This is a genomic window from Micromonospora sp. DT178, from assembly GCF_049841695.1.
GTDB lineage: Bacteria > Actinomycetota > Actinomycetes > Mycobacteriales > Micromonosporaceae > Micromonospora.
Genome location: NZ_JBNCKV010000010.1, coordinates 1 through 19,847, shown reverse-complemented (window position 1 = coordinate 19,847; position 19,847 = coordinate 1). Strand labels below are relative to the sequence as shown.

20 protein-coding genes and 2 pseudogenes are annotated in these 19,847 nt (G+C 73.8%); 14 read left to right on the top strand and 8 right to left on the bottom strand.

Annotation, left to right across the window (positions count from 1 at the left end; all coding sequences use genetic code 11):
• Nucleotides 1-21: 21 nt before the first annotated feature.
• Nucleotides 22-897: a helix-turn-helix domain-containing protein gene (locus tag ACLQ22_RS19570; protein ID WP_425693580.1), complete on the top strand. Its 876-nt coding sequence runs from the start codon at nucleotides 22-24 to the stop codon at nucleotides 895-897.
• Between the two features lie 104 nt (nucleotides 898-1,001).
• Here ACLQ22_RS19570 and ACLQ22_RS19565 read toward each other — a convergent pair whose 3' ends face one another.
• Both ACLQ22_RS19565 and ACLQ22_RS19560 read right to left on the bottom strand, forming a co-directional pair.
• Complete coding sequence (locus ACLQ22_RS19565; RefSeq protein WP_425693579.1) at nucleotides 1,002-1,652, bottom strand: futalosine hydrolase; 651 nt, start codon at nucleotides 1,650-1,652, stop codon at nucleotides 1,002-1,004.
• Between the two features lie 260 nt (nucleotides 1,653-1,912).
• A pseudogene (locus ACLQ22_RS19560) lies at nucleotides 1,913-3,334 on the bottom strand (MFS transporter); the annotation flags it as partial.
• A gap of 87 nt (nucleotides 3,335-3,421) precedes the next feature.
• Here ACLQ22_RS19560 and ACLQ22_RS19555 point away from each other — a divergent pair.
• Entirely contained in the window at nucleotides 3,422-4,261 is an 840-nt protein-coding gene (locus tag ACLQ22_RS19555) for a DUF3027 domain-containing protein (protein ID WP_121396996.1), read from the top strand.
• 45 nt (nucleotides 4,262-4,306) lie between these two features.
• On the opposite strand, the gene ACLQ22_RS19550 is transcribed toward ACLQ22_RS19555, so the two are convergent.
• Nucleotides 4,307-4,555 (bottom strand): DUF2530 domain-containing protein, encoded by a 249-nt coding sequence (locus ACLQ22_RS19550; protein WP_121396995.1) that lies wholly within the window; start codon nucleotides 4,553-4,555, stop codon nucleotides 4,307-4,309.
• Between the two features lie 87 nt (nucleotides 4,556-4,642).
• Between ACLQ22_RS19550 and ACLQ22_RS19545 the strand changes: the two genes are divergently transcribed.
• From ACLQ22_RS19545 to thpR, 5 genes are all read left to right on the top strand, one after another.
• Entirely contained in the window at nucleotides 4,643-6,121 is a 1,479-nt protein-coding gene (locus ACLQ22_RS19545; protein WP_366641109.1) for an NCS2 family permease, read from the top strand.
• A 119-nt stretch (nucleotides 6,122-6,240) separates the two neighbouring features.
• Nucleotides 6,241-6,690 carry a MarR family winged helix-turn-helix transcriptional regulator gene (locus ACLQ22_RS19540; RefSeq protein ID WP_425693578.1) on the top strand — a complete coding sequence of 150 codons (450 nt, stop codon included), beginning with the start codon at nucleotides 6,241-6,243 and terminating at the stop codon, nucleotides 6,688-6,690.
• 68 nt (nucleotides 6,691-6,758) lie between these two features.
• A complete protein-coding gene (locus tag ACLQ22_RS19535; protein WP_425693577.1) occupies nucleotides 6,759-8,042 on the top strand; it encodes an MFS transporter in 1,284 nt (427 codons plus the stop codon).
• Between the two features lie 97 nt (nucleotides 8,043-8,139).
• Nucleotides 8,140-8,649: a hypothetical protein gene (locus tag ACLQ22_RS19530; RefSeq protein WP_425693576.1), complete on the top strand. Its 510-nt coding sequence runs from the start codon at nucleotides 8,140-8,142 to the stop codon at nucleotides 8,647-8,649.
• A 13-nt stretch (nucleotides 8,650-8,662) separates the two neighbouring features.
• Nucleotides 8,663-9,241: an RNA 2',3'-cyclic phosphodiesterase gene (gene thpR / locus ACLQ22_RS19525; protein ID WP_425693575.1), complete on the top strand. Its 579-nt coding sequence runs from the start codon at nucleotides 8,663-8,665 to the stop codon at nucleotides 9,239-9,241.
• On the opposite strand, the pseudogene ACLQ22_RS19520 reads toward thpR, so the two are convergent.
• The 4 genes and pseudogenes from ACLQ22_RS19520 to ACLQ22_RS19505 form a co-directional block, all read right to left on the bottom strand.
• Nucleotides 9,211-9,378, bottom strand: a pseudogene (locus tag ACLQ22_RS19520) (hypothetical protein); the annotation flags it as partial. The gene thpR and the pseudogene ACLQ22_RS19520 sit on opposite strands and share 31 nt — an antisense overlap.
• Before the next feature lie 50 nt (nucleotides 9,379-9,428).
• Nucleotides 9,429-10,511: a septation protein SepH gene (gene sepH, locus ACLQ22_RS19515; RefSeq protein WP_425693574.1), complete on the bottom strand. Its 1,083-nt coding sequence runs from the start codon at nucleotides 10,509-10,511 to the stop codon at nucleotides 9,429-9,431.
• Between the two features lie 187 nt (nucleotides 10,512-10,698).
• Nucleotides 10,699-11,826 carry a phosphoserine transaminase gene (serC, locus tag ACLQ22_RS19510; RefSeq protein WP_121396988.1) on the bottom strand — a complete coding sequence of 376 codons (1,128 nt, stop codon included), beginning with the start codon at nucleotides 11,824-11,826 and terminating at the stop codon, nucleotides 10,699-10,701.
• 345 nt (nucleotides 11,827-12,171) lie between these two features.
• Nucleotides 12,172-13,278 carry a citrate synthase 2 gene (locus ACLQ22_RS19505; protein ID WP_121396987.1) on the bottom strand — a complete coding sequence of 369 codons (1,107 nt, stop codon included), beginning with the start codon at nucleotides 13,276-13,278 and terminating at the stop codon, nucleotides 12,172-12,174.
• 285 nt (nucleotides 13,279-13,563) lie between these two features.
• Here ACLQ22_RS19505 and pdxH point away from each other — a divergent pair, with 285 nt between their 5' ends.
• The 6 genes from pdxH (at nucleotide 13,564) to ACLQ22_RS19475 (ending at nucleotide 18,493) form a co-directional block, all read left to right on the top strand.
• Nucleotides 13,564-14,193, top strand: coding sequence for a pyridoxamine 5'-phosphate oxidase (gene pdxH / locus ACLQ22_RS19500; RefSeq protein ID WP_425693759.1), 630 nt, complete (start codon nucleotides 13,564-13,566; stop codon nucleotides 14,191-14,193).
• Nucleotides 14,190-15,491 carry an MFS transporter gene (locus ACLQ22_RS19495; RefSeq protein WP_425693573.1) on the top strand — a complete coding sequence of 434 codons (1,302 nt, stop codon included), beginning with the start codon at nucleotides 14,190-14,192 and terminating at the stop codon, nucleotides 15,489-15,491. Before pdxH ends, ACLQ22_RS19495 begins: the two co-directional genes overlap by 4 nt.
• A gap of 53 nt (nucleotides 15,492-15,544) precedes the next feature.
• Nucleotides 15,545-16,474 (top strand): aldose 1-epimerase family protein, encoded by a 930-nt coding sequence (locus tag ACLQ22_RS19490; protein WP_366641100.1) that lies wholly within the window; start codon nucleotides 15,545-15,547, stop codon nucleotides 16,472-16,474.
• Between the two features lie 12 nt (nucleotides 16,475-16,486).
• Nucleotides 16,487-17,089 (top strand): nitroreductase family protein, encoded by a 603-nt coding sequence (locus tag ACLQ22_RS19485; RefSeq protein WP_425693572.1) that lies wholly within the window; start codon nucleotides 16,487-16,489, stop codon nucleotides 17,087-17,089.
• A 200-nt stretch (nucleotides 17,090-17,289) separates the two neighbouring features.
• On the top strand, nucleotides 17,290-17,595 hold the full coding sequence (locus tag ACLQ22_RS19480) for a type II toxin-antitoxin system VapB family antitoxin (RefSeq protein ID WP_089002310.1): 306 nt from the start codon (nucleotides 17,290-17,292) through the stop codon (nucleotides 17,593-17,595).
• A gap of 133 nt (nucleotides 17,596-17,728) precedes the next feature.
• On the top strand, nucleotides 17,729-18,493 hold the full coding sequence (locus ACLQ22_RS19475) for a DUF4230 domain-containing protein (protein WP_358086135.1): 765 nt from the start codon (nucleotides 17,729-17,731) through the stop codon (nucleotides 18,491-18,493).
• A gap of 89 nt (nucleotides 18,494-18,582) precedes the next feature.
• Here the strand turns inward: ACLQ22_RS19475 and ACLQ22_RS19470 are convergent, their stop codons facing one another.
• Nucleotides 18,583-18,789, bottom strand: a complete 207-nt coding sequence (locus ACLQ22_RS19470) for a PspC domain-containing protein (RefSeq protein ID WP_421456998.1) — start codon at nucleotides 18,787-18,789, stop codon at nucleotides 18,583-18,585.
• A 312-nt stretch (nucleotides 18,790-19,101) separates the two neighbouring features.
• Between ACLQ22_RS19470 and ACLQ22_RS19465 the strand changes: the two genes are divergently transcribed.
• The coding region (locus tag ACLQ22_RS19465; RefSeq protein WP_425693571.1) for a serine dehydratase beta chain at nucleotides 19,102-19,847 on the top strand (746 nt) is incomplete at its 3' end.

Genomic DNA, 19,847 nt, shown 5'->3' with positions numbered 1-19,847 from the left:
TGGCGTCGCAACGATCGACATGTGGCGGAGCCGACCGGACCGATCGAGGTGGGGGCGGCGCTGCGTGCTCTCCGGCGCCAGGCAGACCTGAGCCAGCGGGAGTTGGCGCGTCGGTCGGGCGTACCCAAGAGCACGCTGGCGCGGATCGAGGCCGATCCGGCAGCCGATCCGAAGTTGCGGACGGTGGAGCGGTTGGTGCGGGCTGCTGGCGGAGAGCTGGCGGTGGGCGTCCGGACCGCTGACCAACGGAGCACGGACGGCGAACCGGGGGACGGCGAACTGGGGGCCGTCACCGTGTTGCCGTTCGTACCGCACGACGGACGACGCGACGAGGGAGGCCGCCGCTATCCCGCGCACCTCGACGTCCGGGAGGTCCGGACGCTGAAGGACTGGCCGGGTGCGTGGTGGGGGCACTGGTACGTTCCGCCGGAGCAGTGGCCGGCGCGGGTGCCGGAGAGGACGTACGACCTCCACCGTGGGCGACGCGACGAGCGACGGGTACGGGAACGGGCCCGCGCCGTGGTCAGTTTCCGTCGTGTGACGGAGGGGGTGCCGGACGGGTGCTGGCGGTTCGTGGCCCAGCTGCCGGGCGGCGAACTGGTCGGCGAACTCCGGGCACACGAACGCAGCGAGGACCTGCTGCTCGGCGAGGATCTGGGCGACCGGCGGGAGATGGTGCTGGACGGAGTCCTCGTCGCGCCCCAGTTGCGCTTCCTGGGCATCGGCCGCCGGCTGCTTCAGCTCCTCGGCGAGGGAATGGACGGGGCCGGTATCCAAACGGTGCGCGTCGTTGCCGACATCGGTGGGGCCGGCTTCCTGATCGCCTGCGGCTACCAGGTGGAGGCGGGCCGACCGACGGCTCTGCGGTTCGACCGGCGACCGGCGTCCGGAGGATGATCGCCGGGCAGGGCAGGGCAGGGCCGTGCCGAGCCGGGGCAGGGTGGGTCAGCGCGGGTCAGCGCGGGAGCAGGGCGGGCCAGCGCGGGGGCAGGTGGGCGGGCTCAGCTCAGGGCCGTGGCGGCGGTGGTGAGGGCGGCGAGCGCCTCGCGCATGCGCCAGGCGTCGCGGTCGCGGGGGCCGATCGGGTTGGAGACGGTACGCAGCTCGACGAAGGGGACGCCGGCCTGCGCGGCGGCGACGGCCACGCCGTACCCCTCCATGGCCTCGGCGACCGCGTCGGGATGACGTCGGCGCAGGGCGTCCGTGCTGGCGGCGGTGCCGGTCACCGTGCTGACAGTCAGTACCGCGCCCACCGTCGCCGTCGGCAGCGCGGCCCGCAGGGCGGCCAGCAGGCCGGGGTCGGCGGGGAGCGCGACGCCGCCACCGAGCCACTCCGGGGGCATGCCCAGCTCGTCCACCGGGAGGAAGCCCGCCGGTGACTCGGCGCCCAGGTCGGCGGCGACGGACACGGAGCCCAGCACCGTCGCGCCGACCTCCACCCGGCCGGCGAAGCCGCCCGCCACGCCCGCGCTGACCACACCGCGGTAGGGGCGGCCGGCCGCCTCGGCGAGCACCAGCAGCCGGGCTGTGGTGGCGGCGGCGACGGCAGGACCGACCCCCGCCGGCAGGACCGTCGTCGACGCGTCCGTCAGGCCCGCGCGGACCGCCTCGGCCTCGGCGGGCACCGCCGTGACCACCAGCAGCCCCGTCACGGCAGGGGCCCCTGCGGTTCCCGCCGGGTCTCGTCGTCCGCCCCGCCCGCACCGCCCGGCCCGCCGACGGCCGACGACGGCCGGTAGATGTGGTACCCGGGCGGGGCCAGGGCCGGGTCGTCCAACGGCGAGCCGCCCTGCGCCGGGGCGGGCGAGACGGGCGCCACCCCGGTGTCGGGGCCACCCCCTGTCTCGGTGCGGGTGTCGGCGCCGGCGCCCGTGCCGGTCCCGTCGCTCCTGCCCGTGCCGTCGTCGCTGCCGGCATCGTCGGTGTCGTCCGCCAGTTCCTCGTCGGCGAGCGGGCGGCCGGCCAGCCGCTCAGCGCGCAGGCGGCTCGCCACCACCACGCCGCGGACGGCGGCCAGTGTGCCGACCCCGGCGGCGACGGCGATCCCGATCCGGCCGTCGAAGGGTACGAGCCCCAGCCCGCCCCCGGCGACGAACGCGAGCATCAGCACCGTCTCGGAGTGGGCGAAGGAGCTGGCCCGCAGCCGCTCCGGGATGCGCTCCTGGATCGAGGCGTCCACGGCGAGCTTGGCGATGCCGCTGATCAGCGCGGCCACCAGGCAGAGCAGGGCGACCATCGGCAGCGAGAACATCAGCGCGGCGAGGACCGCCACCCCACCCACGATGATCATGCCGCTGGACTGGATCGCGACGGGCCGGTGGATGCGCAGCCGGGTGCCGATCGCGGTGGCGAGGAAGGTGCCCACGGCCAGCGCGGCGCCGACGAGGCCCAGCGCCCCCTCGTCGCCCAGGTCCCGGCCGAAGACGACGGTGGTCAGGTCGCCGGCCTTGATCGCGAAGGCCAGGAAGAGCAGCAGGAACCCGTACAGCCCGCGCAGCGTCGCGGCGCCGATCAGGGTGGCGATCACGAGCCGGCCGGCCGGTCGCCCCCGGCCCAGCGGGCGGTCACCGGTGCGCCGGCCGAGCGCCCGCAGCGGTCGGGGCACCCGCTCCGGCGGCTCGGAGTCGGCCTTCGGCGGCAGCCGCAGGGAGATCACCATGCCGACCAGGAAGATGACCGAGGCGACCCGGAGCGGCCACTGCGGCCCGAACCAGAAGGCGGCCAGCCCGATCGGAGCGACCAGGGCGCCGGCCACCGTGCCGTAGACGCTGGCCCGGGCGCCCACCTGGGAGAGCCCGAGCCCCTCCGGCAGCAGCCGTGGGACGGCCGCCGAGCGGGCCACCCCGTACGCGCGGGAGAGTGCCAGCACGCCGAAGGCCGCCGGGTAGAGGCCGAAGCCGTGGATGTAGTCGGAGATCAACCAGGCCAGGAAGGCGCGGCCGAGCATGGTGGCGGCCAGCGCGTACCGGCGGCCGTGGCGGAAGTGGTCGAGCAGCGGGCCCACCACCGGGGCGAGCATGGCGAACGGCACCATGGTCACCAGCAGGTAGAGGGCGACCTTGCTGCGCGCCTCGCCGAGCGGGACGTTGAAGAAGATCGTCCCGGCGAGGCCGATGGCGATCAGCGTGTCCCCGGCGCAGGAGACCGCGTGCAGGTCGAAGAGGCGGACCATGCCGACCTCGCCCCCGGCGCCCCGCGCGCGGGCCCGGCCCGCCCGCCGGGTCATCCAGCGGCCACTGCTGACCGAGCCACGGAACAGCAGGCGGACGGCCTTGATGCCGGTGCCGACGGTCCGCCCGAGTACGGACCGCCCGGAGCGGGAGAACAGCGGCATGCCCACCATCCTCACCCATCCGGTCCGTCCGTGCCGCACCACTGTCCCAGAACGTCGTCGGCGGGTGCCTGTCGGTCGGCCGTACGCATGGGGAACAATGGTCTGGTGACCAGGCCCGCCTCCGCCCGTGCCGCTCGTCTCGACCAGGTCTGCGCCGCCGCCGTCGAGGTGGCACGTGACGCCATCACCGAGGTCGACCCCTCGGACATCGGCGACCATCTGCAGGCCGTCGCGGAGGGCGACCGACTCGTCACCCACTACTTCGAGTGTCGGCTCGCCGGCTACCGGGGCTGGCGGTGGGCGGTCACCGTCACCCGCGTCCCGCGCAGCCGGCACGTCACCGTCTGCGAGACGGTGCTGCTCCCCGGCACCGACGCGATGCTCGCGCCCGGCTGGCTGCCGTGGCAGGAGCGGCTCAAGCCGGGCGACCTGGGCCCTGGCGACCTGCTGCCCACCCCGGCGGACGACGACCGGCTCCAGCCCGGCTACCTGCTCTCCGACGACCCGGCGGTCGAGGAGACCGCCTGGGAGTTGGGTCTCGGCCGGGCCCGGGTGCTCTCCCGGGAGGGGCGCAGCGAGGCCGCCCAGCGCTGGTACGACGGCGACCACGGCCCGTCCGCCGCGATCTCGGCCGCCGCCCCCGCCGCCGCCCGCTGCGGCACCTGCGGCTTCTACCTGCCGCTCGCCGGTGCCCTGCGGCAGTCCTTCGGGGCCTGCGGCAACTTCTACGCCCCCGACGACGGTCGGGTGGTCAGCGCCGACCACGGCTGCGGGGCCCACTCGGAGACCCTGATCGAGGCCGCCGAGACCCCGGTCGAGGAGATGCCGACGGTCTACGACGACAGCGCGGTCGAGCCCGTGGCGGTCAGCCGGGCGCCGGGCTCGGTCGAGGCGGCGGAGCCGGCGGAGCCGTACGGCCACCCCTGACGCCACCGGCGCGGCGCCGGCCCTGCGGGTCGGTGTCGTCGCAGGTCAGCGGCCGGCGCGGCGGCGGCGCCGGTTGGCGTCGTGCCGCATCATCACGGCGAGACCGGGGAAACCCCACAGGAAACCGGCCAGGCAGGTCCACAGCCAGTCCTGGTGATCGTGCGCGCTCAGCCAGTCCCGGAAGAAGACCAGCAGCACCAGCCCGGCGAGCGCCCAGGCCGCCATCCCGGCGAGGGCGAACGGCACCATCGGCGGGTCGAGCGGCTCGGGCCGCGGTGGCTGCTCCTTCGGCACGCGGCAAGCGTACGCGATCAACTTTTCCTGGTGGCCGGTGATCTGCGACGATGCGCGCGACAACGGAAGATCACCTGCGAGGACCTGATGTCAGTAGCGCCGCCCGAGAACGGCACACCACCCGACCCAGCGCACCCCCGTAACGGTTTCGACCGGTACTTCGAGATCTCCGCCCGCGGCTCGACGATGAGCCGCGAGGTACGCGGTGGCCTGGCGACCTTCTTCACGATGGCGTACATCGTGGTGCTCAATCCGCTCATCATCGGTGGTGCCGTCGACGGCGACGGCAAGAAGCTCTCCATCGCCGCCCTCGCCGCGGCAACCGCCCTGGTCGCCGGCCTGATGACCATCCTGATGGGCGTGGTCGGCCGGTTCCCGCTGGCGCTCGCCGCCGGCCTCGGCGTCAACGCGCTGGTCGCGTACGAGATCGCCCCGGAGATGACCTGGGCGGACGCGATGGGTCTCGTGGTGATCGAGGGTGTGATCATCGCGGTGCTGGTGCTGACCGGCCTGCGTACGGCGGTGTTCCGCTCGGTGCCGACGCAGATGAAGACGGCGATCGGCGTCGGCATCGGCCTCTTCCTGACCATCATCGGCCTGGTCGACGCCGGCTTCGTGCGCCGGGTCCCGGACGTGCAGAACAGCACCGTCCCGGTCAGCCTGGGCATCGGCGGCAAGCTCGCCAGCTGGCCGCTGCTGGTCTTCGTGGTGGGTCTGCTGCTGACCATCGTGCTGCTGGTGCGCCGTGTCAGGGGCGCGATCCTGATCGGCATCCTCGGCTCCACCGTGCTGGCGATCATCGTCGAGGCGGTGGCGAACATCGGGCCGTCCTTCGTCGACGGCAAGCCCAACCCGAAGGGCTGGGCGCTGAACGTCCCGGAGCTGCCGAAGACCTGGGTGGACGTGCCGGACCTGTCGCTGCTCGGCAACTTCAACGTGTTCGACTCGTGGGGCCGCGCCGGCTGGGTCGTCGTGCTGATGTTCGTGTTCACCCTGCTGATCACGGACTTCTTCGACACGATGGGCACGATGGTCGCGGTCGGCCAGGAGGGGAACATGCTCGACGAGCGGGGCACCCCGCCGCGGGCCAAGGAGATCCTGCTGGTCGACTCGATCGCGGCGGCGGCCGGCGGTGCGGCGAGCACGTCCAGCAACACGTCGTACATCGAGAGCGCGGCCGGTGTGGCGGAGGGCGCCCGCACGGGCGTGGCCAACCTGGTCACCGGCGGGTTGTTCCTGCTGGCGATGTTCCTGGCGCCGCTGGTCGTGGTGGTGCCGTTCGAGGCGGCGTCCACGGCGCTGGTGGTGGTCGGCTTCCTGATGATGACCGCGGTGCGGACGATCGACTGGTCGGACTACGAGATCGCGATCCCGGCGTTCCTGACGATCGTGCTGATGCCCTTCACGTACTCGATCTCGAACGGCATCGGGGCCGGCCTGATCTCGTACGTGGTGGTGAAGCTCGCCAAGGGCAAGGCCCGGGAGATCCACCCGCTGCTGTACGGGGTGGCCGCCCTCTTCGTGCTCTACTTCCTGCGCGGACCGATCGAGTCCGTGGTGCTCTGAACACCCTTCGCTCCGGGCCGGTGACCGAATCGGGTACCCGGCCCGGAGCAGGACAAACTTCTCGTGAGCGTGGTCATATCAGTGGTCATTCGCCAAGCTAATTAGTTAGGCTAACTATCGTGACGGAGCGGACGGTGACGGCGAAACGCGTGCCACCGGCGCAGCTGGCACCGCAGCTGCGTGATGCGATCACCCGGCTGAACCGACGGGTCCGCCAGGCCCGGCCGGTCGGCGACCTCACGGTCACCCAGCTCTCCGCGCTCACCAGCCTCCGGCTGGCGGGTGCGTTGACGCCTCGGGAACTGGCCGACGTGGAACGGGTGCAGCCGCCCACGATGACCAGGATCGTCGCGAAGTTGGAGGAGCGCGGCCTCGTGCAGCGCACCCCCCATCCGACCGACGGCCGGCAGGTCATCCTGGCGGCGACCGAGGGGGGACGGGCGGTGCTCGACCAGTTCGAGCGGATCCGTGACGAGTGGCTGGCCCGCCGGCTGGCCGAGCTGACCGAAGCCGAGCGGGAGACCCTGCGGCAGGCCGCCGAGATCCTTCAGCAGCTCGCCCGCGCCTGACCCGCGCGTCGTGCCACCGCGCCGTCCGACGTCGATGACGCGTACGACCGCGAGGAGGCGCACCAAGAGTGCAGGCGAAGCTGAGCACGATGTTCCAGTCCCTACAGGTCCGCAACTACCGGCTCTTCGCATCCGGGCAGCTGATCAAACTGATCGGCGTCTGGATGATGTTCATCGCCCAGGACTGGCTGGTCCTCGAGCTCTCCGACAACTCCGCCACCGCGCTCGGCGTGGTGACCGCGCTTCAGTTCACCCCGGTGCTGCTGCTCACCCTGCTCTCCGGGCGCCTCGCCGACCGCTACGACAAGCGGATGCTGCTCTTCGTCGCGAACGCGTTCTGGACCGTGCTGGCCCTCGCCATGGCACTGCTGGTGATCACCGGCCTCGTGCAGCTCTGGCACGTCTTCGCGTTCGCGGCCCTGCTCGGCGTCGCCAACGCCGTGGAGACCCCGGTCCGGCAGGCGTTCGTCTCCGAGCTGGTCGGTACGTCACTGCTGCCGAACGCGCTCTCGCTGAACGCGGCCGTGTTCAACTCCGCGCGGATCGTCGGACCGGCCGTCGCCGGCCTGGCCATCGCCGCCTTCGACGTCGGGCCGGTCTTCCTGTTCACCGCCCTCAGCTCGATCGCCCCGCTGGTCACCGTGATCCGGATGCGCCCGGCCGAGCTGCACCGGGAGGCGCTGCCGCCGCGCGACGAGCGGGCGTCGGCCAAGGTCGTCGACGGCCTGCGCTACGTCTGGCGCCGGCCCGACCTGCTGCTGCCCATGGCGGTGATGTCGGTGATCGGCATGGCGCTGTTCAACTTCCAGCTCACCCTCGCCGCGCTGGCCAAGACGGTGTTCAAGACCGGTGCCGCCTCGTTCGGGCTGTTCAGCACCGCGCTGGCGGTCGGCGCGCTCGTCGGGGCGCTCGCCGGCACCGGGCGGCGCAGCCGCCCGTCGGTCTGGCTGGTGCTCGGCGCGGGGGTCGGCTGCGCCAGCTTCGGCACGCTGGTGGGGCTCGCCCCGGCGTACTGGATGGTGGTGACGCTGCTGCTGCCGACCGGGTTCTTCATGGTCTTCTTCGCCCAGGCGGCCAACCAGCGGGTCCAGCTCGGCACCGACGCCGCCTTCCGCGGCCGGGTGATGGCCCTGTGGGTGCTGGTCTTCCTCGGCACCAACCCGGTCGGGGCGCCGCTCATCGGCTGGGTCGCCGAGACCTACGGCGCCGGTGCCAGCATCTGGATCGGTGGGCTGATCTCGCTGGCCACCATCCTGATCGCGCTCACCTGGCAGCTGCGTCGCTCCGGCGCCCGGCTGCGCTTTCGCATCCTGCCGATGCCGCGCTTCTACGTCACCTCCGCCGACTGCTGAGCCCGTCGCCCGGGCCGGGCCGGTCGCTCCCCTCCTGCTGGGGGCGGATGACACGAAAGCGGTGGCGGTAAGGGGGAAAGAGGCTTAGCGTCGATACGTGGAGCTCGGGCGCGCGCTGCTGCTGATCCTGGCCATCGTCGCCATGGCCAGTCTGCCGGCGGTGATCGCCCTGGTCTTCTGCGCGGACGAGATCATCGACCGGGTCGCCTGCGGGTACGCCGAGTGGCGTGAGCGCCGGCGGGAGCGGCGCACCATCACCCGGCTGGACCGGGCCGTCGAGGCCGACGCGCTGACCCGCGACATCGACCTCACGGACCTCGACCGGCCCGACCGGCGCCCGCTGGAGGAACTCGCCGCCGACCTCCGCCGCCTGCGCAGCCAGGGGGTGGGTTTCGACGGCCGACAGCCCGTCTGGCACGGCATGGTCCTCCAGGCGTACGACGACCGGCTCCGGCTGGCCTGCCGGGCCCTCGGGCTGGCCGAGCACCTGACCGAGCTGGAGGGCATCGACCTGGAGCTGGAACGCGTCCGGGTGGAGGGCCTGCTGCACGCCGCCGGGCTGACCCTGCCCGCCGCCCGGGCCGGTCACCGGCAGCGTCACCGCTGAGGGCGGGCCCGGCGTGAGGCTCTTCGTCGCGCTCTACCCGCCGCCCGAGGCGGTCGCGCACCTCGGCGTGCAGGTCGCCCGGCTGCGGATCGGCGCGGCGGCCGCCGCCGGGACCAACGTCCGGCTCGCCGACCCGGCCAACGCGCACGTCACCCTCGCCTTCCTCGGCGACGTCGAGGCGGACCGGCTGGTCGCCGTGGAGAGCGCGCTCGGGCTCGCCGCCGAGTGGTCCCGGGACGGCCGCCAGGCCGCGCCCCGGCTCCGGCTGGCCGGTGGCGGACGGTTCGGTCGGGGCCGGTTCACCGTGCTCTGGGTCGACCTGCGGGGCGAGGTGGAGCCGGTACTGGTGCTGGCCCGGCTGATCCGCTCCCGGCTGCGGCACGCCCGCCTGCCGCACGACGAGAAGCCGTTCCGCCCGCACCTGACGATCGCCCGCCCCGGCGACCGGGTGCCCCCGGTCGACGTGGCCGCCGACGTGGCCACCCTCGACGACTACGAGGGCCCGCAGTGGCCGGCCGGCGAGATGGTCCTCGTGCGCAGCCATCCCGGCCCCCGCCCCACCTACGACCGCTTGGCCGCCTGGCCCCTCTGACGCTCCCCGGTCACCAGGCCCAGCTCCCGCCGGCCGCCGCCCTGGGCGAACCAGCGCCCGATGATCTGCTCGGTGATCCCCTCGCCGGTCCGCCAGCCGTGGACGTCGGCGGTGTCGAAGAGGTTGATCCCGTGTTCGAGTGCCTCGCGTTGACTCCGGCGACCGGGTGGTCGCCGGAGTCAGGCGGTCACGAGGACTCGCGGGCCGCCGGGCCGCTGCCGAAGAGCACGTCGTCCCAGCTCGGCAGGCGCTTGCGCGGCTTGCCGCCGGCGTCGGTCGACTCGCCCGCCGCTGCCGCCGGCGCGCCCGTGCGCCGGGGCCGGAGCACCGCCAGCGACGGCACGGCCGGCACCTCCTTGGGCGCGTCCGAGTCGTCGTCGAAGGCGGAACCCTGACCACCGCCGAGCAGCGCCGCCGCCCCGCCGCCGACCGGCCGCTGGCGCGGCGCGTCCTGCCCGCCCAGGGCGGCCGGGGTGCGGGGTTCGAGCCCGCGACCCGAGGTCGAGCCGAGCGGACGGTCGAGGGAGGCGAGCAGGGCGTCCCGCCCGGCCCGGATCGGGTCGCGGCCGGGACGGCTGTGCTCCGCCGCCGCCGGCAGGCCGTGCCCGCCCCGGCTCGGCTCGCCGCGCGACGGGCCGGGCAGCGCGTGGCCGCCCCGCTCCGCCGCCGGCTCCTGGCCGAGGATCGGGGTGGGCCGCTCGGCGCACAGGTATTGCGCCATGTCGTCGTGCGGGGTGACCGCCTGCCGGGTCTTGTCGAGATCCCAGATCGCCTGCGCGGTCGCCTTGCCCGAGGGCCAGGTCGCCACGATCCGCCAGGTGCCGTCGTCGCGGCGCCACGCGTCCCAGGAGATCTTCTCGGTGTCGATCCCGTGCTGGGCCAGCCGGCCGTTGACCACCTCGGCGAGCGGGGTGGGCTTCTCCGCGCCCTTCAGCCGGGTGCGCCGGGCGTGCTGGGCGAGCATGGCCCGCTCCTGGAGCACCGGGCCGGCGTAGCGCAGCACGCGGTCGACCGGCACGCCGGCGATCCGGGCGACGTCCTCGGCGGACTCGCCGGAGCGGATCTTCGCCTGGATGTCCCGTGGGGAGAGTGAGGGCACCGGGTCGGCGCTGGCTGCCGGGGCCACCGCGAGCGGCGGGGCGCCGGGCTCGGCGTGCAGCGCGCCGGCGATCCGCTCGTCGATGGGCAGGGCGAGCAGTCGCCCGACCTCGTCGGCGAGCACCAGGGCCTGGCCGTCCTCGGAGAGGGCGACGAAGCGTACTGGGCGCATGGCGTAGCCTCCGTCCCGCTTCGCTGGCCGTCACGCCACGAGCCGGCCACCCGGGCGTCCTCGCACCACCGTACGCGCATCTGTCCGCAGGTGGGGGATGCGACACCCGCATGTCGCGACTGAGCTGCGGCGATGATCACGGTCGGTGGCCGCAGGGCGCGTCGGCGGCCACCGACCGTGACGGCGATCAGAGTCGCTCGACCACGTAGTCGATCGACGCGGTCAGGGCCTCGACGTCGGCCGGCTCGACGGCCGGGAAGAGCGCGACGCGAAGCTGGTTGCGGCCCAGCTTCCGGTACGGCTCCGTGTCCACGATGCCGTTGGCGCGCAGCGCCTTGGCGATCGCGGTGGCGTCGACGGACTCGGCGAAGTCGATGGTGGCGACCACGTTGGAGCGCAGCGCCGGATCGGTGACGAACGGCGTCGCCACCTCGGAGCGCTCCGCCCAGCCGTACACGATCGACGCGCTCTCGGCCGTGCGCTTGGCCGCCCAGGCCAGCCCGCCCTGGGAGTTCATCCAGTCGGTCTGCTCGGCGGCCAGGAAGATCGTGGCCAGCGCCGGGGTGTTGTAGGTCTGCTCCAGCCGCGAGTTGTCGATCGCGGTGACCAGGTCGAGGAAGGCCGGGATGTAGCGGCCGGACGCCTTGATCTCGCCGGCCCGCTCCAGCGCGGCTGGCGACATCAGGGCCAGCCACAGGCCGCCGTCGGAGCCGAAGCACTTCTGCGGGGCGAAGTAGTAGACGTCGGTCTCGCCGACGTTGACGTCCAGGCCGCCGGCGCCCGAGGTGGCGTCGACCAGCAGCAGCGAGCCCGGGTCGGCGCCGGCCACCCGGCTGATCGGCACCGCCACACCCGTCGAGGTCTCGTTCTGCGGGGTGGCGTAGACGTCCACCCCGGCCTCGGCGGTCAGGGTGGGCGCGGTGCCGGCCTCCGACTTGCGGACGGTGGGCTCGCCGAGGAACGGGGCGTCCTTGACGGACTTGGCGAACTTCGCGCCGAACTCGCCGAAGCTGGCGAACTGCGCTCGGTCCCGGACCAGGCCGAACGTCGCGACCTCCCAGAAGGCCGTGGTGCCGCCGTTGCCCAGCACCACCTCGTAGCCCTCGGGGAGGGAGAAGAAGTCGGCGATGCCGCGGCGCAGCCGGGCCACCTCGTCACGGACGGTCTTCTGCCGGTGCGAGGTGCCCAGGTAGCTCGTCGCCACCTCGGCGAGGGCGGAGACCGCCGCCGGACGGACCTTGGACGGCCCGCAGCCGAACCTCCCGTCGGCGGGCTTGAGGTCGTCGGGAATCCGGATGGTCGGTGCGTCAGCCACGGTTGTCGAGATCCTTCCGCATGGGCGAGGGCGGGCCCGGTGTTCAGGCGGGCGCGGATCGACGGCGGACGCGCGCTCAGGCGCACGACGTGGCCGGGACCCGGGCCCGGTCCGGCGACACTGCCGGCCTTCATCCTCGCACCCGCCCCGGCCGCTGCGACCGCTGGTCCCACGCCCGGCGGTGAGGCGTCCACCACAACCCCCACCCGGGGTGGCCTCGGGCGTCGCGCCTGGTCGCGCCCCCGGAACAGCCCGGCAGCGCCCGGGCGGCCGCCGGTGGTCCCGCTACGTGAAAAGGGGCCCCTTCCCGTCGGCGGACGACGGGAAGGGGCCCCTGCGCAGCTCTCAGACGCCGTGCGGGATGGCGTCCCAGCCCTCTACCTCGCTGGGCTTGCGGGTGCCCGGGCCGACGTAGCGGGCCGACGGGCGGACCAGCCGCTGGAGCTTCTTCTGCTCCAGGATGTGCGCGCTCCAGCCGCCCATCCGGGCGCAGGTGAACATGGAGGTGAACATGTGCGCCGGCACCTCGGCGAAGTCCAGCACCACGGCCGACCAGAACTCGACGTTGGTGGCGAGCACCCGGTCCGGGCGGCGGGCCTGGAGCTCCGCCAGGGCGGCCTTCTCCAGCGCCTCGGCGATCTCGAAGCGCGGCGCGCCCAGCTCCTTGGCGGTGCGGCGGAGCACTCGGGCGCGCGGGTCCTCGGCCCGGTAGACGCGGTGGCCGAAGCCCATCAGCCGCTCGCCCCGGTCGAGGACGCCCTTGACGTAGCCCTCGGCGTCGCCGCTGCGCTCGACCGCCTCCAGCATGCTGAGCACGCGGGACGGGGCGCCGCCGTGCAGCGGGCCGGAGAGGGCGCCGATGCCGGAGGAGATGCAGGCCGCGGCGTCGGCGCCGGTGGAGGCGACGATCCGGGCGGTGAAGGTGGAGGCGTTCAGGCCGTGCTCGGCGGCCGAGATGAAGTAGGCGTCGACGGCCTTGACGTGCCGCGGGTCCGGCTCGCCCCGCCAGCGCTTCATGAAGCGCTCGACGATGGTGGACGCCTTGTCGATCTCCTTCTGCGGCACCGCCGGCAGGCCCAGGCCGCGCGCCGACTGGGCGACGAAGGAGAGCGCGGTGACCGACACCCGGGCGAGGTCCTCGCGGGCCTGCTCGTCGGAGATGTCGAGCAGCTGGTTGAGACCCCAGTACGGGGCCAGCATGGCGACCGCGGACTGCACGTCCACCCGGATGTCGCCGGAGTGCACCGGCACCGGGAACGGCTCCGCCGGCGGCAGCCCCGGGCCGAACCGCCCGTCGACCAGCAGCGCCCACACGTTGCCGAAGGAGACCTGGCCGATCAGATCCTCGATGTCGACTCCGCGATAGCGCAGCGCGCCGCCCTCGCGGTCGGGTTCGGCGATCTCGGTCTCGAAGGCTACGACGCCCTCAAGCCCGGGTTTGAAATCGGCCATGTCGCTCTCCTGGATCTGCTCGGTGCGCCCGCCCGGGGCTCCGGTCCCGGCCCAGCCGGGCGAGCGCCTTAGGCGACCCTCAGGGATGTGTTCGTGACATCTTGCCTGCTGGGTAACCGGATTCGCGACCCACGGCGACTGTGCCGCACACGACATCCCCGGTCCGGACGCCCCGGACCGCGTCGGTGACACTGTGCGGTGCGGGCTGGCCAGCGCCGCAGGCAGTGGGCCGGGTCGGCGAGGAGGAGGGGGAACGTGACGGGGGACACAGTCCAACCGGCGGGTATGCGTAACGAGTACGCCCGGGACCTGGGCCTTTCCGAGGCGGACCTGGCCGCCGACTGGCACGGCCAGTTCGCCCGCTGGTTCGCCGACGCGGTCGCCGCCGGACTGCCCGAACCGAACGCGATGGTGGTCGGCACCGCCGACGCCGAGGGCCGCCCGAGCGCGCGCACCGTGCTGCTGAAGGGGTACGACCCGGAGGGCTTCGTCTTCTTCACCAACTACGGGTCCCGCAAGGGCGCCGAGGCGGCCGTCAATCCGTACGTGAGCCTCGTCTTCCCCTGGTTCCCCATGCACCGGCAGGTGGTGGTGGCGGGCCGGATCGAGCGGGTCGACCGGGCGGAGACGGAGGCGTACTTCGCCAGCCGGCCGCGCGGCTCCCAGCTCGGCGCCTGGGCCAGCACCCAGTCCCGGGTGATCCCCGAACGGGCCGTGCTGGACGAGGCGTACCGGGCGGCGGCGGAGCGGTTCGCCGAGGTCGAGCCGATCCCCGCCCCGCCGTACTGGGGCGGGCTGCGGGTGCGGCCCGAGTCGGTGGAGTTCTGGCAGGGCCGGGTCAGCCGACTGCACGACCGGCTGCGGTTCCGGCTCACCGGGCCCGGGGAGTGGACCGTCGAGCGGCTGGCGCCGTGACCCAGCTCAAGGCCGGGCGGCCGAACGGGCTGCGCCGGTTCGCGATCGACGTGCGCCCGCTGGCCGTGCCGGCGTACCGGCGGATGTGGCTCGGCAACGGCATCGCGATGTTCGGCATCCAGCTCACCGCGGTCGCCGTGCCGGTGGAGATGTACGCGCTGACCGGCAGCTCGTTCTGGGTCGGCCTGATCGGGATCGCGGCGTTCGTACCGCTGCTGGTCTTCGGGCTCTGGGGCGGCGCGGTGGCCGACGCGCACGACCGGCGCAAGGTGCTGCTGGGGGCCGCGGCGGTGCTCTGGGCCGCCACATTCGGCCTGGTGGTGCAGGCGGTGCTCGGGATCGGCAGCCCGCTGCTGCTGCTCGTCCTGGTGGCGGTGCAGTCGATCGCCTTCGCGATCAGCTCGCCCACCCGCAACGCGGTCCTGCCCCGGCTGGTGCCCGCGGAGCTGGTGCCGGCGGCGACCACGCTGAACTTCACCACCTTCACGGCCGCCGCGGTGGTCGGCCCGCTGGTCGCCGGCCTGATCTTCGCCGCGTGGGGCACCGACCTCGGCCTGCCGATCGCGTACGCGGCCGACGCCGTGCTCTACGCGGTCGCCGTCTGGGCGACGGTGAAGCTGCCGGCCATGCCGCCGGAGCCGGACCCGGACGCGTCCGCCACCCCGCGGCGGGCCGGGCTGGCCAGCATCGTCGACGGCCTGCGCTACCTGGCCACCACCCCGGTGCTGATGCTCTCCTTCGTCATCGACCTGATCGCGATGGTGCTGGCGATGCCCCGGGCGCTCTTCCCGGAGATCGCCGAGTCCCGGTTCGGCGGCGGCGCGGCGGTCGGCTGGCTCTACAGCGCGATCGCGGCGGGCGCGATGCTCGGCGGGTTGACCTCCGGGTGGATCGGGCGGCTGCGCCGGCAGGGGCTGGTGCTGGTGGCGGCGGTGGTCGGCTGGGGGCTGGCGGTCGCGGCGGCCGGGCTCGCCGGCCAGCTCTGGCTGATGGTGCTGCTGCTCGCGGTGGCCGGCGCGGCCGACCTGGTCAGCGCGGTGCTGCGGCAGTCGATGCTGCTGGTATACGCGCCGGACCGGATGCGCGGGCGGCTGATGGGCGTCAACACGGTGGTCATCGCCGGCGGCCCGCGCCTGGGCGACCTGCGGGCGGGCGCGGTGGCGGCCGGTTTCGGCGGCGGCGTCGCATGGGTCGGCGGCGGGCTGCTCTCGGCGGCGCTCGCGGTGCTGCTCGCGGTGGCCTTCCCGGTGCTGCTGCGCTACCGGGCGGCGGCCCCCTCCGGCGGTGACAAGGCGTGACGGGCCGGGTCGGGGCGAGCGACGCCGGGGCGGGAACCGTTAGGGTCGCCCGCATGGACACCCCCGACCAGCGTCCGCCCTCGGGCGCACAGTGGACCATTTCCGCCGCCGGCCACGAGGCCGTCATCGTGGAGGTGGGCGGTGGGGTCCGGACATACCGGCACGACGGGACCGACCACCTCGACGGGTACGCCGCCGACGAGATCTGTCCGGGTTGCGCGGGGCAGGTGCTGGCCCCCTGGCCGAACCGGATCCGCGACGGGCGCTACACCTTCGGCGAGCGGTCGTTGCAGCTCACCCTCAGCGAACCGGACCGGGGCGTGGCCATCCACGGGCTGGTCAACTGGGTGCCGTGGCGGCTGGTGGAGCAGTCCTCCGACGCGGTGACCGTCGGCTACGACCTGCCGCCGCAGCCGGGCTACCCGTGGCCGCTGCGGCTGCTCACGCGGTGGAGCGTCGGCCCGGACGGGCTGCGCGCGGAGCACGAGGCGACGAACCTCGGCGCCGAGCCCGCGCCGTTCGGCTTCGCGGTGCACCCGTACCTGCGGGTGCCCGGGGTGGCGGTGGACGACCTGTCGATGCGGCTGCCGGCCCGGACGCGGTTGCAGGTGGACGGGCGGCTGCTGCCGATCGGGGGCACCCCGGTCGCCGGCACCGAGTACGACTGGACCAGCCCTCGCCGGATCGGCGGCGCGAGGCTAGACCTCTGCTTCGGCGACGTCATCCGCGACGACGACGGCGGCTCGGTGGTCAGCCTGGCGGCCCCGGACGGCGCGGCGGGCGTGCGGATCTGGGCGGACCGGGAGTTCGGCTGGTGGCAGGTGTTCACCGGCGACGCCCTGCCCGGCGAGCGGCGGCGCCGTTCCGTGGCGGTGGAGCCGATGACCTGCCCGCCGGACGCGTTCCGCTCGGGCCGGGACGTGATCACCCTGAAGCCGGGCGCGACCTGGCGGGGTGCGTGGGGCGTACGGCCCGGGGCCTGAGCGGGGGAGCGCATGGAGTTCAGCGAGGTGGTCCGGCGGCGCCGGATGGTGCGCAACTACGACCCGGACCGCCCCGTACCGCCCGACGTGGTGGAGCGGCTGCTCGACCACGCGGTCCGCGCGCCGTCGGCCGGCTTCGCCCAGGGCTGGGGTTTCCTGGTGCTGGAGACGCCGGAGGACCGGGAGCGCTTCTGGGCGGCGACCACCCCGGCCGGCGGCGGCCGGGAACGGTGGCTGGCGGGGATGCGCCGGGCCCCGCTGATCGTCGTCCCGCACGCGAACCGGTCGGCCTACCTGGAGCGGTACGCGGAATCGGACAAGGGCTGGGCGGACCGCTCGACGGAGCGCTGGCCGGTGCCCTACTGGTACGTGGACACCGGCTTCGCCGCCCTGCTGATGCTGCTGACCGCCGTTGACGAGGGGCTGGGGGCGTGCTTCTTCGGCATCCCCGCGCAGCGCCTCGACGCGTACCGGGAGGCGTTCGGGGTGCCGGGGGAGTACGAGCCCGTCGGGGCCGTGACGGTGGGTTATCGTGCGCCTGACCACCGGTCACCGTCGCTGCGTCGGGGGCGCCGCCCGGTGGACGAGGTGGTCCGGCGGGGGCGGTGGAGCTGACGGCACCGGATGTCCCGTCAGGTGTTTCGTCCGGTGGCGAACCGGACGGCGGGTAGTGAAACTGACATCAGGGAGCAGAACGCGGTGTGGTGCAGCCGGCTACGCTGGCACGGTCATCGGTGCCGCGGGTCGCGGTGCCGCGCCGCGACCCGACCCGGTGTCGTGGGTCGGCCGGGCCAGGGGGAGGGGAGCGTGCCGTCGTGATCTTCAGAGCGGTCCGGGACGGGCGTCCCTACCCGGAGCACAACCTGACGCTCAAGCAGTGGGCGGAGATTCCGCCGAGGCCGCTGCGCCTGGACCAGTTGATCACCACCAAGCGCGAGCTGGCGCTGGACAAGCTCCTCGCCGAGGACTCCACCTTCTACGGCGACCTCTTCCCGCACGTGGTGCAGTGGAACGGCGGGCTCTACCTGGAGGACGGGCTGCACCGCGCCCTGCGGGCGGCGCTCCAGCAGCGCAACCAGATCCACGCCCGGGTGCTCGTCCTCTCCGGGCCGATCGAGTGAGCGCGACCCGCCGGCCATCCTGACCTGCGGTTCCGTCGGATCGGCGCTGCGGCGCGCCCTTCGACGAGCGGCTGTCGCACCGGAGCCGTACCGTCATCTCCAGACGACGTGTCTGACGAGGACGGTGAGGGCCATGGCCCGCGACGGTGACATCAACGAGCCCACGAGGGAGTTCCCCGGTTATCCGACCGGCGAGGCGCTCAAGGAGCGGTCGGCTGTCACAACCGAGCCGGAGCCGGGTGCGCCACCGCCGGCGGGCGGGCCCGCCCGCGGCCTGCTCTGGGTGCTCGGCGCGGCGGCGCTGGCGGTGGTGGTGCTGCTCGGCGTGCAGGCCACCGGCCTGCTGCCGGACTTCCGCAACCCGTTCGCCAAGGAGCAGACCGACCGCAGCCAGCCGCCGCTGCTCAAGTCGATCCAGGACCTCAGCCGCTACGTCGCGGCCGAGGGCAACTTCCAGGTGGTCGTCGATCTGCAGAACGACCGGCGCAACGTGCCCGACTGGCTGCTCAGCCAGCGCACCCTCTTCGTCGGGGCGGGCAGCGTCGAGGCGTACGTCGACTTCGCCAAGATCTCCGAGGGCGCGGTGGTCGAGTCGGCCGACGGCAAGTCGGTGGAGATCAGACTGCCGGCGCCGCAGCTCGGCAAGACCAACCTCGACCTGGAGAAGAGCTACGTCTTCGCCGAGGAGCGCGGGCTGCTCAACCGGGTCGGCGAGCTGGTGAAGGGCGACCCCAACCGCCAGCAGCAGGTCTACCAGCTCGCGGAGGAACGGATCACCACCGCCGCCCGCGACAGCGGCCTGACCCAGCGGGCCGAGGAGAACACCCGCAAGATGCTGGAGGGGCTGCTCCGCTCCCTCGGCTACGAGAAGGTGACGGTCACGTACACCGCCCCGTGACGGCGGACCCACGACGCGACGGCGCCCGCCCCGGTCGACGGGACGGGCGCCTCGTGCTCACCCCCGCGTCGGGCGGGGGCGGGGTGGGCTCAGTAGCGGGCGGCGGCGTAGCGGTCCTCGTTCGGCATCAGGACCCAGAGGACCAGGTAGACGATCACCTGGGTGCCGGGCAGCAGCAGCGACAGCAGGAACAGCAGCCGGATGAAGCCGGCCGACCTGCCGAACCGCTGGGCCAGGCCGGCGCAGACACCGGCGATCATGCGCCCCTGACGGGGGCGGACCAGTTTGCGACTCATCGTCGTACTCCCACTCTGCGGCGTTCGCCGCCTCTGCCCTCAACGGTAGAAAGGGGTGGCCACCGCGCCCTCGGTCGCGAGGAGGATCGGTGGCGCCCGTACCCGTAGGTGGTTACCCGGGAACCGGCCCCGCGACGCTTCCGGACCCGCCGGGGGTGTGACGACCGGTCGCGACTGGCGGCAGGGGCTGAGCTGGGCGGGTAGGCTCGCCGGTCGGGCACCCACACCCCCGGGTGCCAAACGGCCGCCCGGTCCGGGCCGGCCACGACCGTGCCGCTGACCCACGAGGTACGACGGCGAGGAAGTGCAGCCATGATCAGCGTTTTCGATCTCTTCAGTGTCGGCATCGGGCCGTCCAGCTCCCACACGGTGGGGCCGATGCGGGCCGCCCGTACCTTCGTGGCGGGCCTGAAGGCCGACGGGTTGCTGGCTGGCACCGCCCGGGTGCGGGCGGAACTCTTCGGCTCGCTCGGCGCCACCGGGCACGGCCACGGCAGCGACCGGGCGGTGCTGCTGGGGCTGGCCGGTGAGGCCCCGGAGACGGTCGACACCGACACGGTGGACGCGCGGGTCGCCCGGGTCCGTGTCGAGCGGCGGTTGGGCCTGCTCGACGCGCACGAGATCGACTTCGATCCGGACCGGGACCTGGTGCTGCACCGGCGCCGGTCGTTGCCGTACCACCCGAACGGGATGACCTTCGTGGCGTACGACGACGACGGCGCTGAACTGCGGACCCGGACGTACTACTCCGTGGGTGGCGGTTTCGTGGTGGACGAGGCGGCGGCCGGGGCGGACCGGATCAGGCCCGACGCCACGCGGGTGCGGCACCCGTTCGGCACCGGTGCGCAGCTGCTCGGTGTGACCGCGTCGACGGGGCTGTCGATCAGCGAGGTGATGCTCGCCAACGAGCTCTCCTGGCGCGGCGAGGGTGAGGTGCGCGCCGGCCTGTTGGAGATCTGGCGGGTGATGCGGGAGTGCGTCGAGCGGGGCTGCTCGCGCGACGGGGTGCTGCCCGGCGGGCTGAAGGTCCGCCGCCGTGCCGCCGAGCTGCGCCGCAG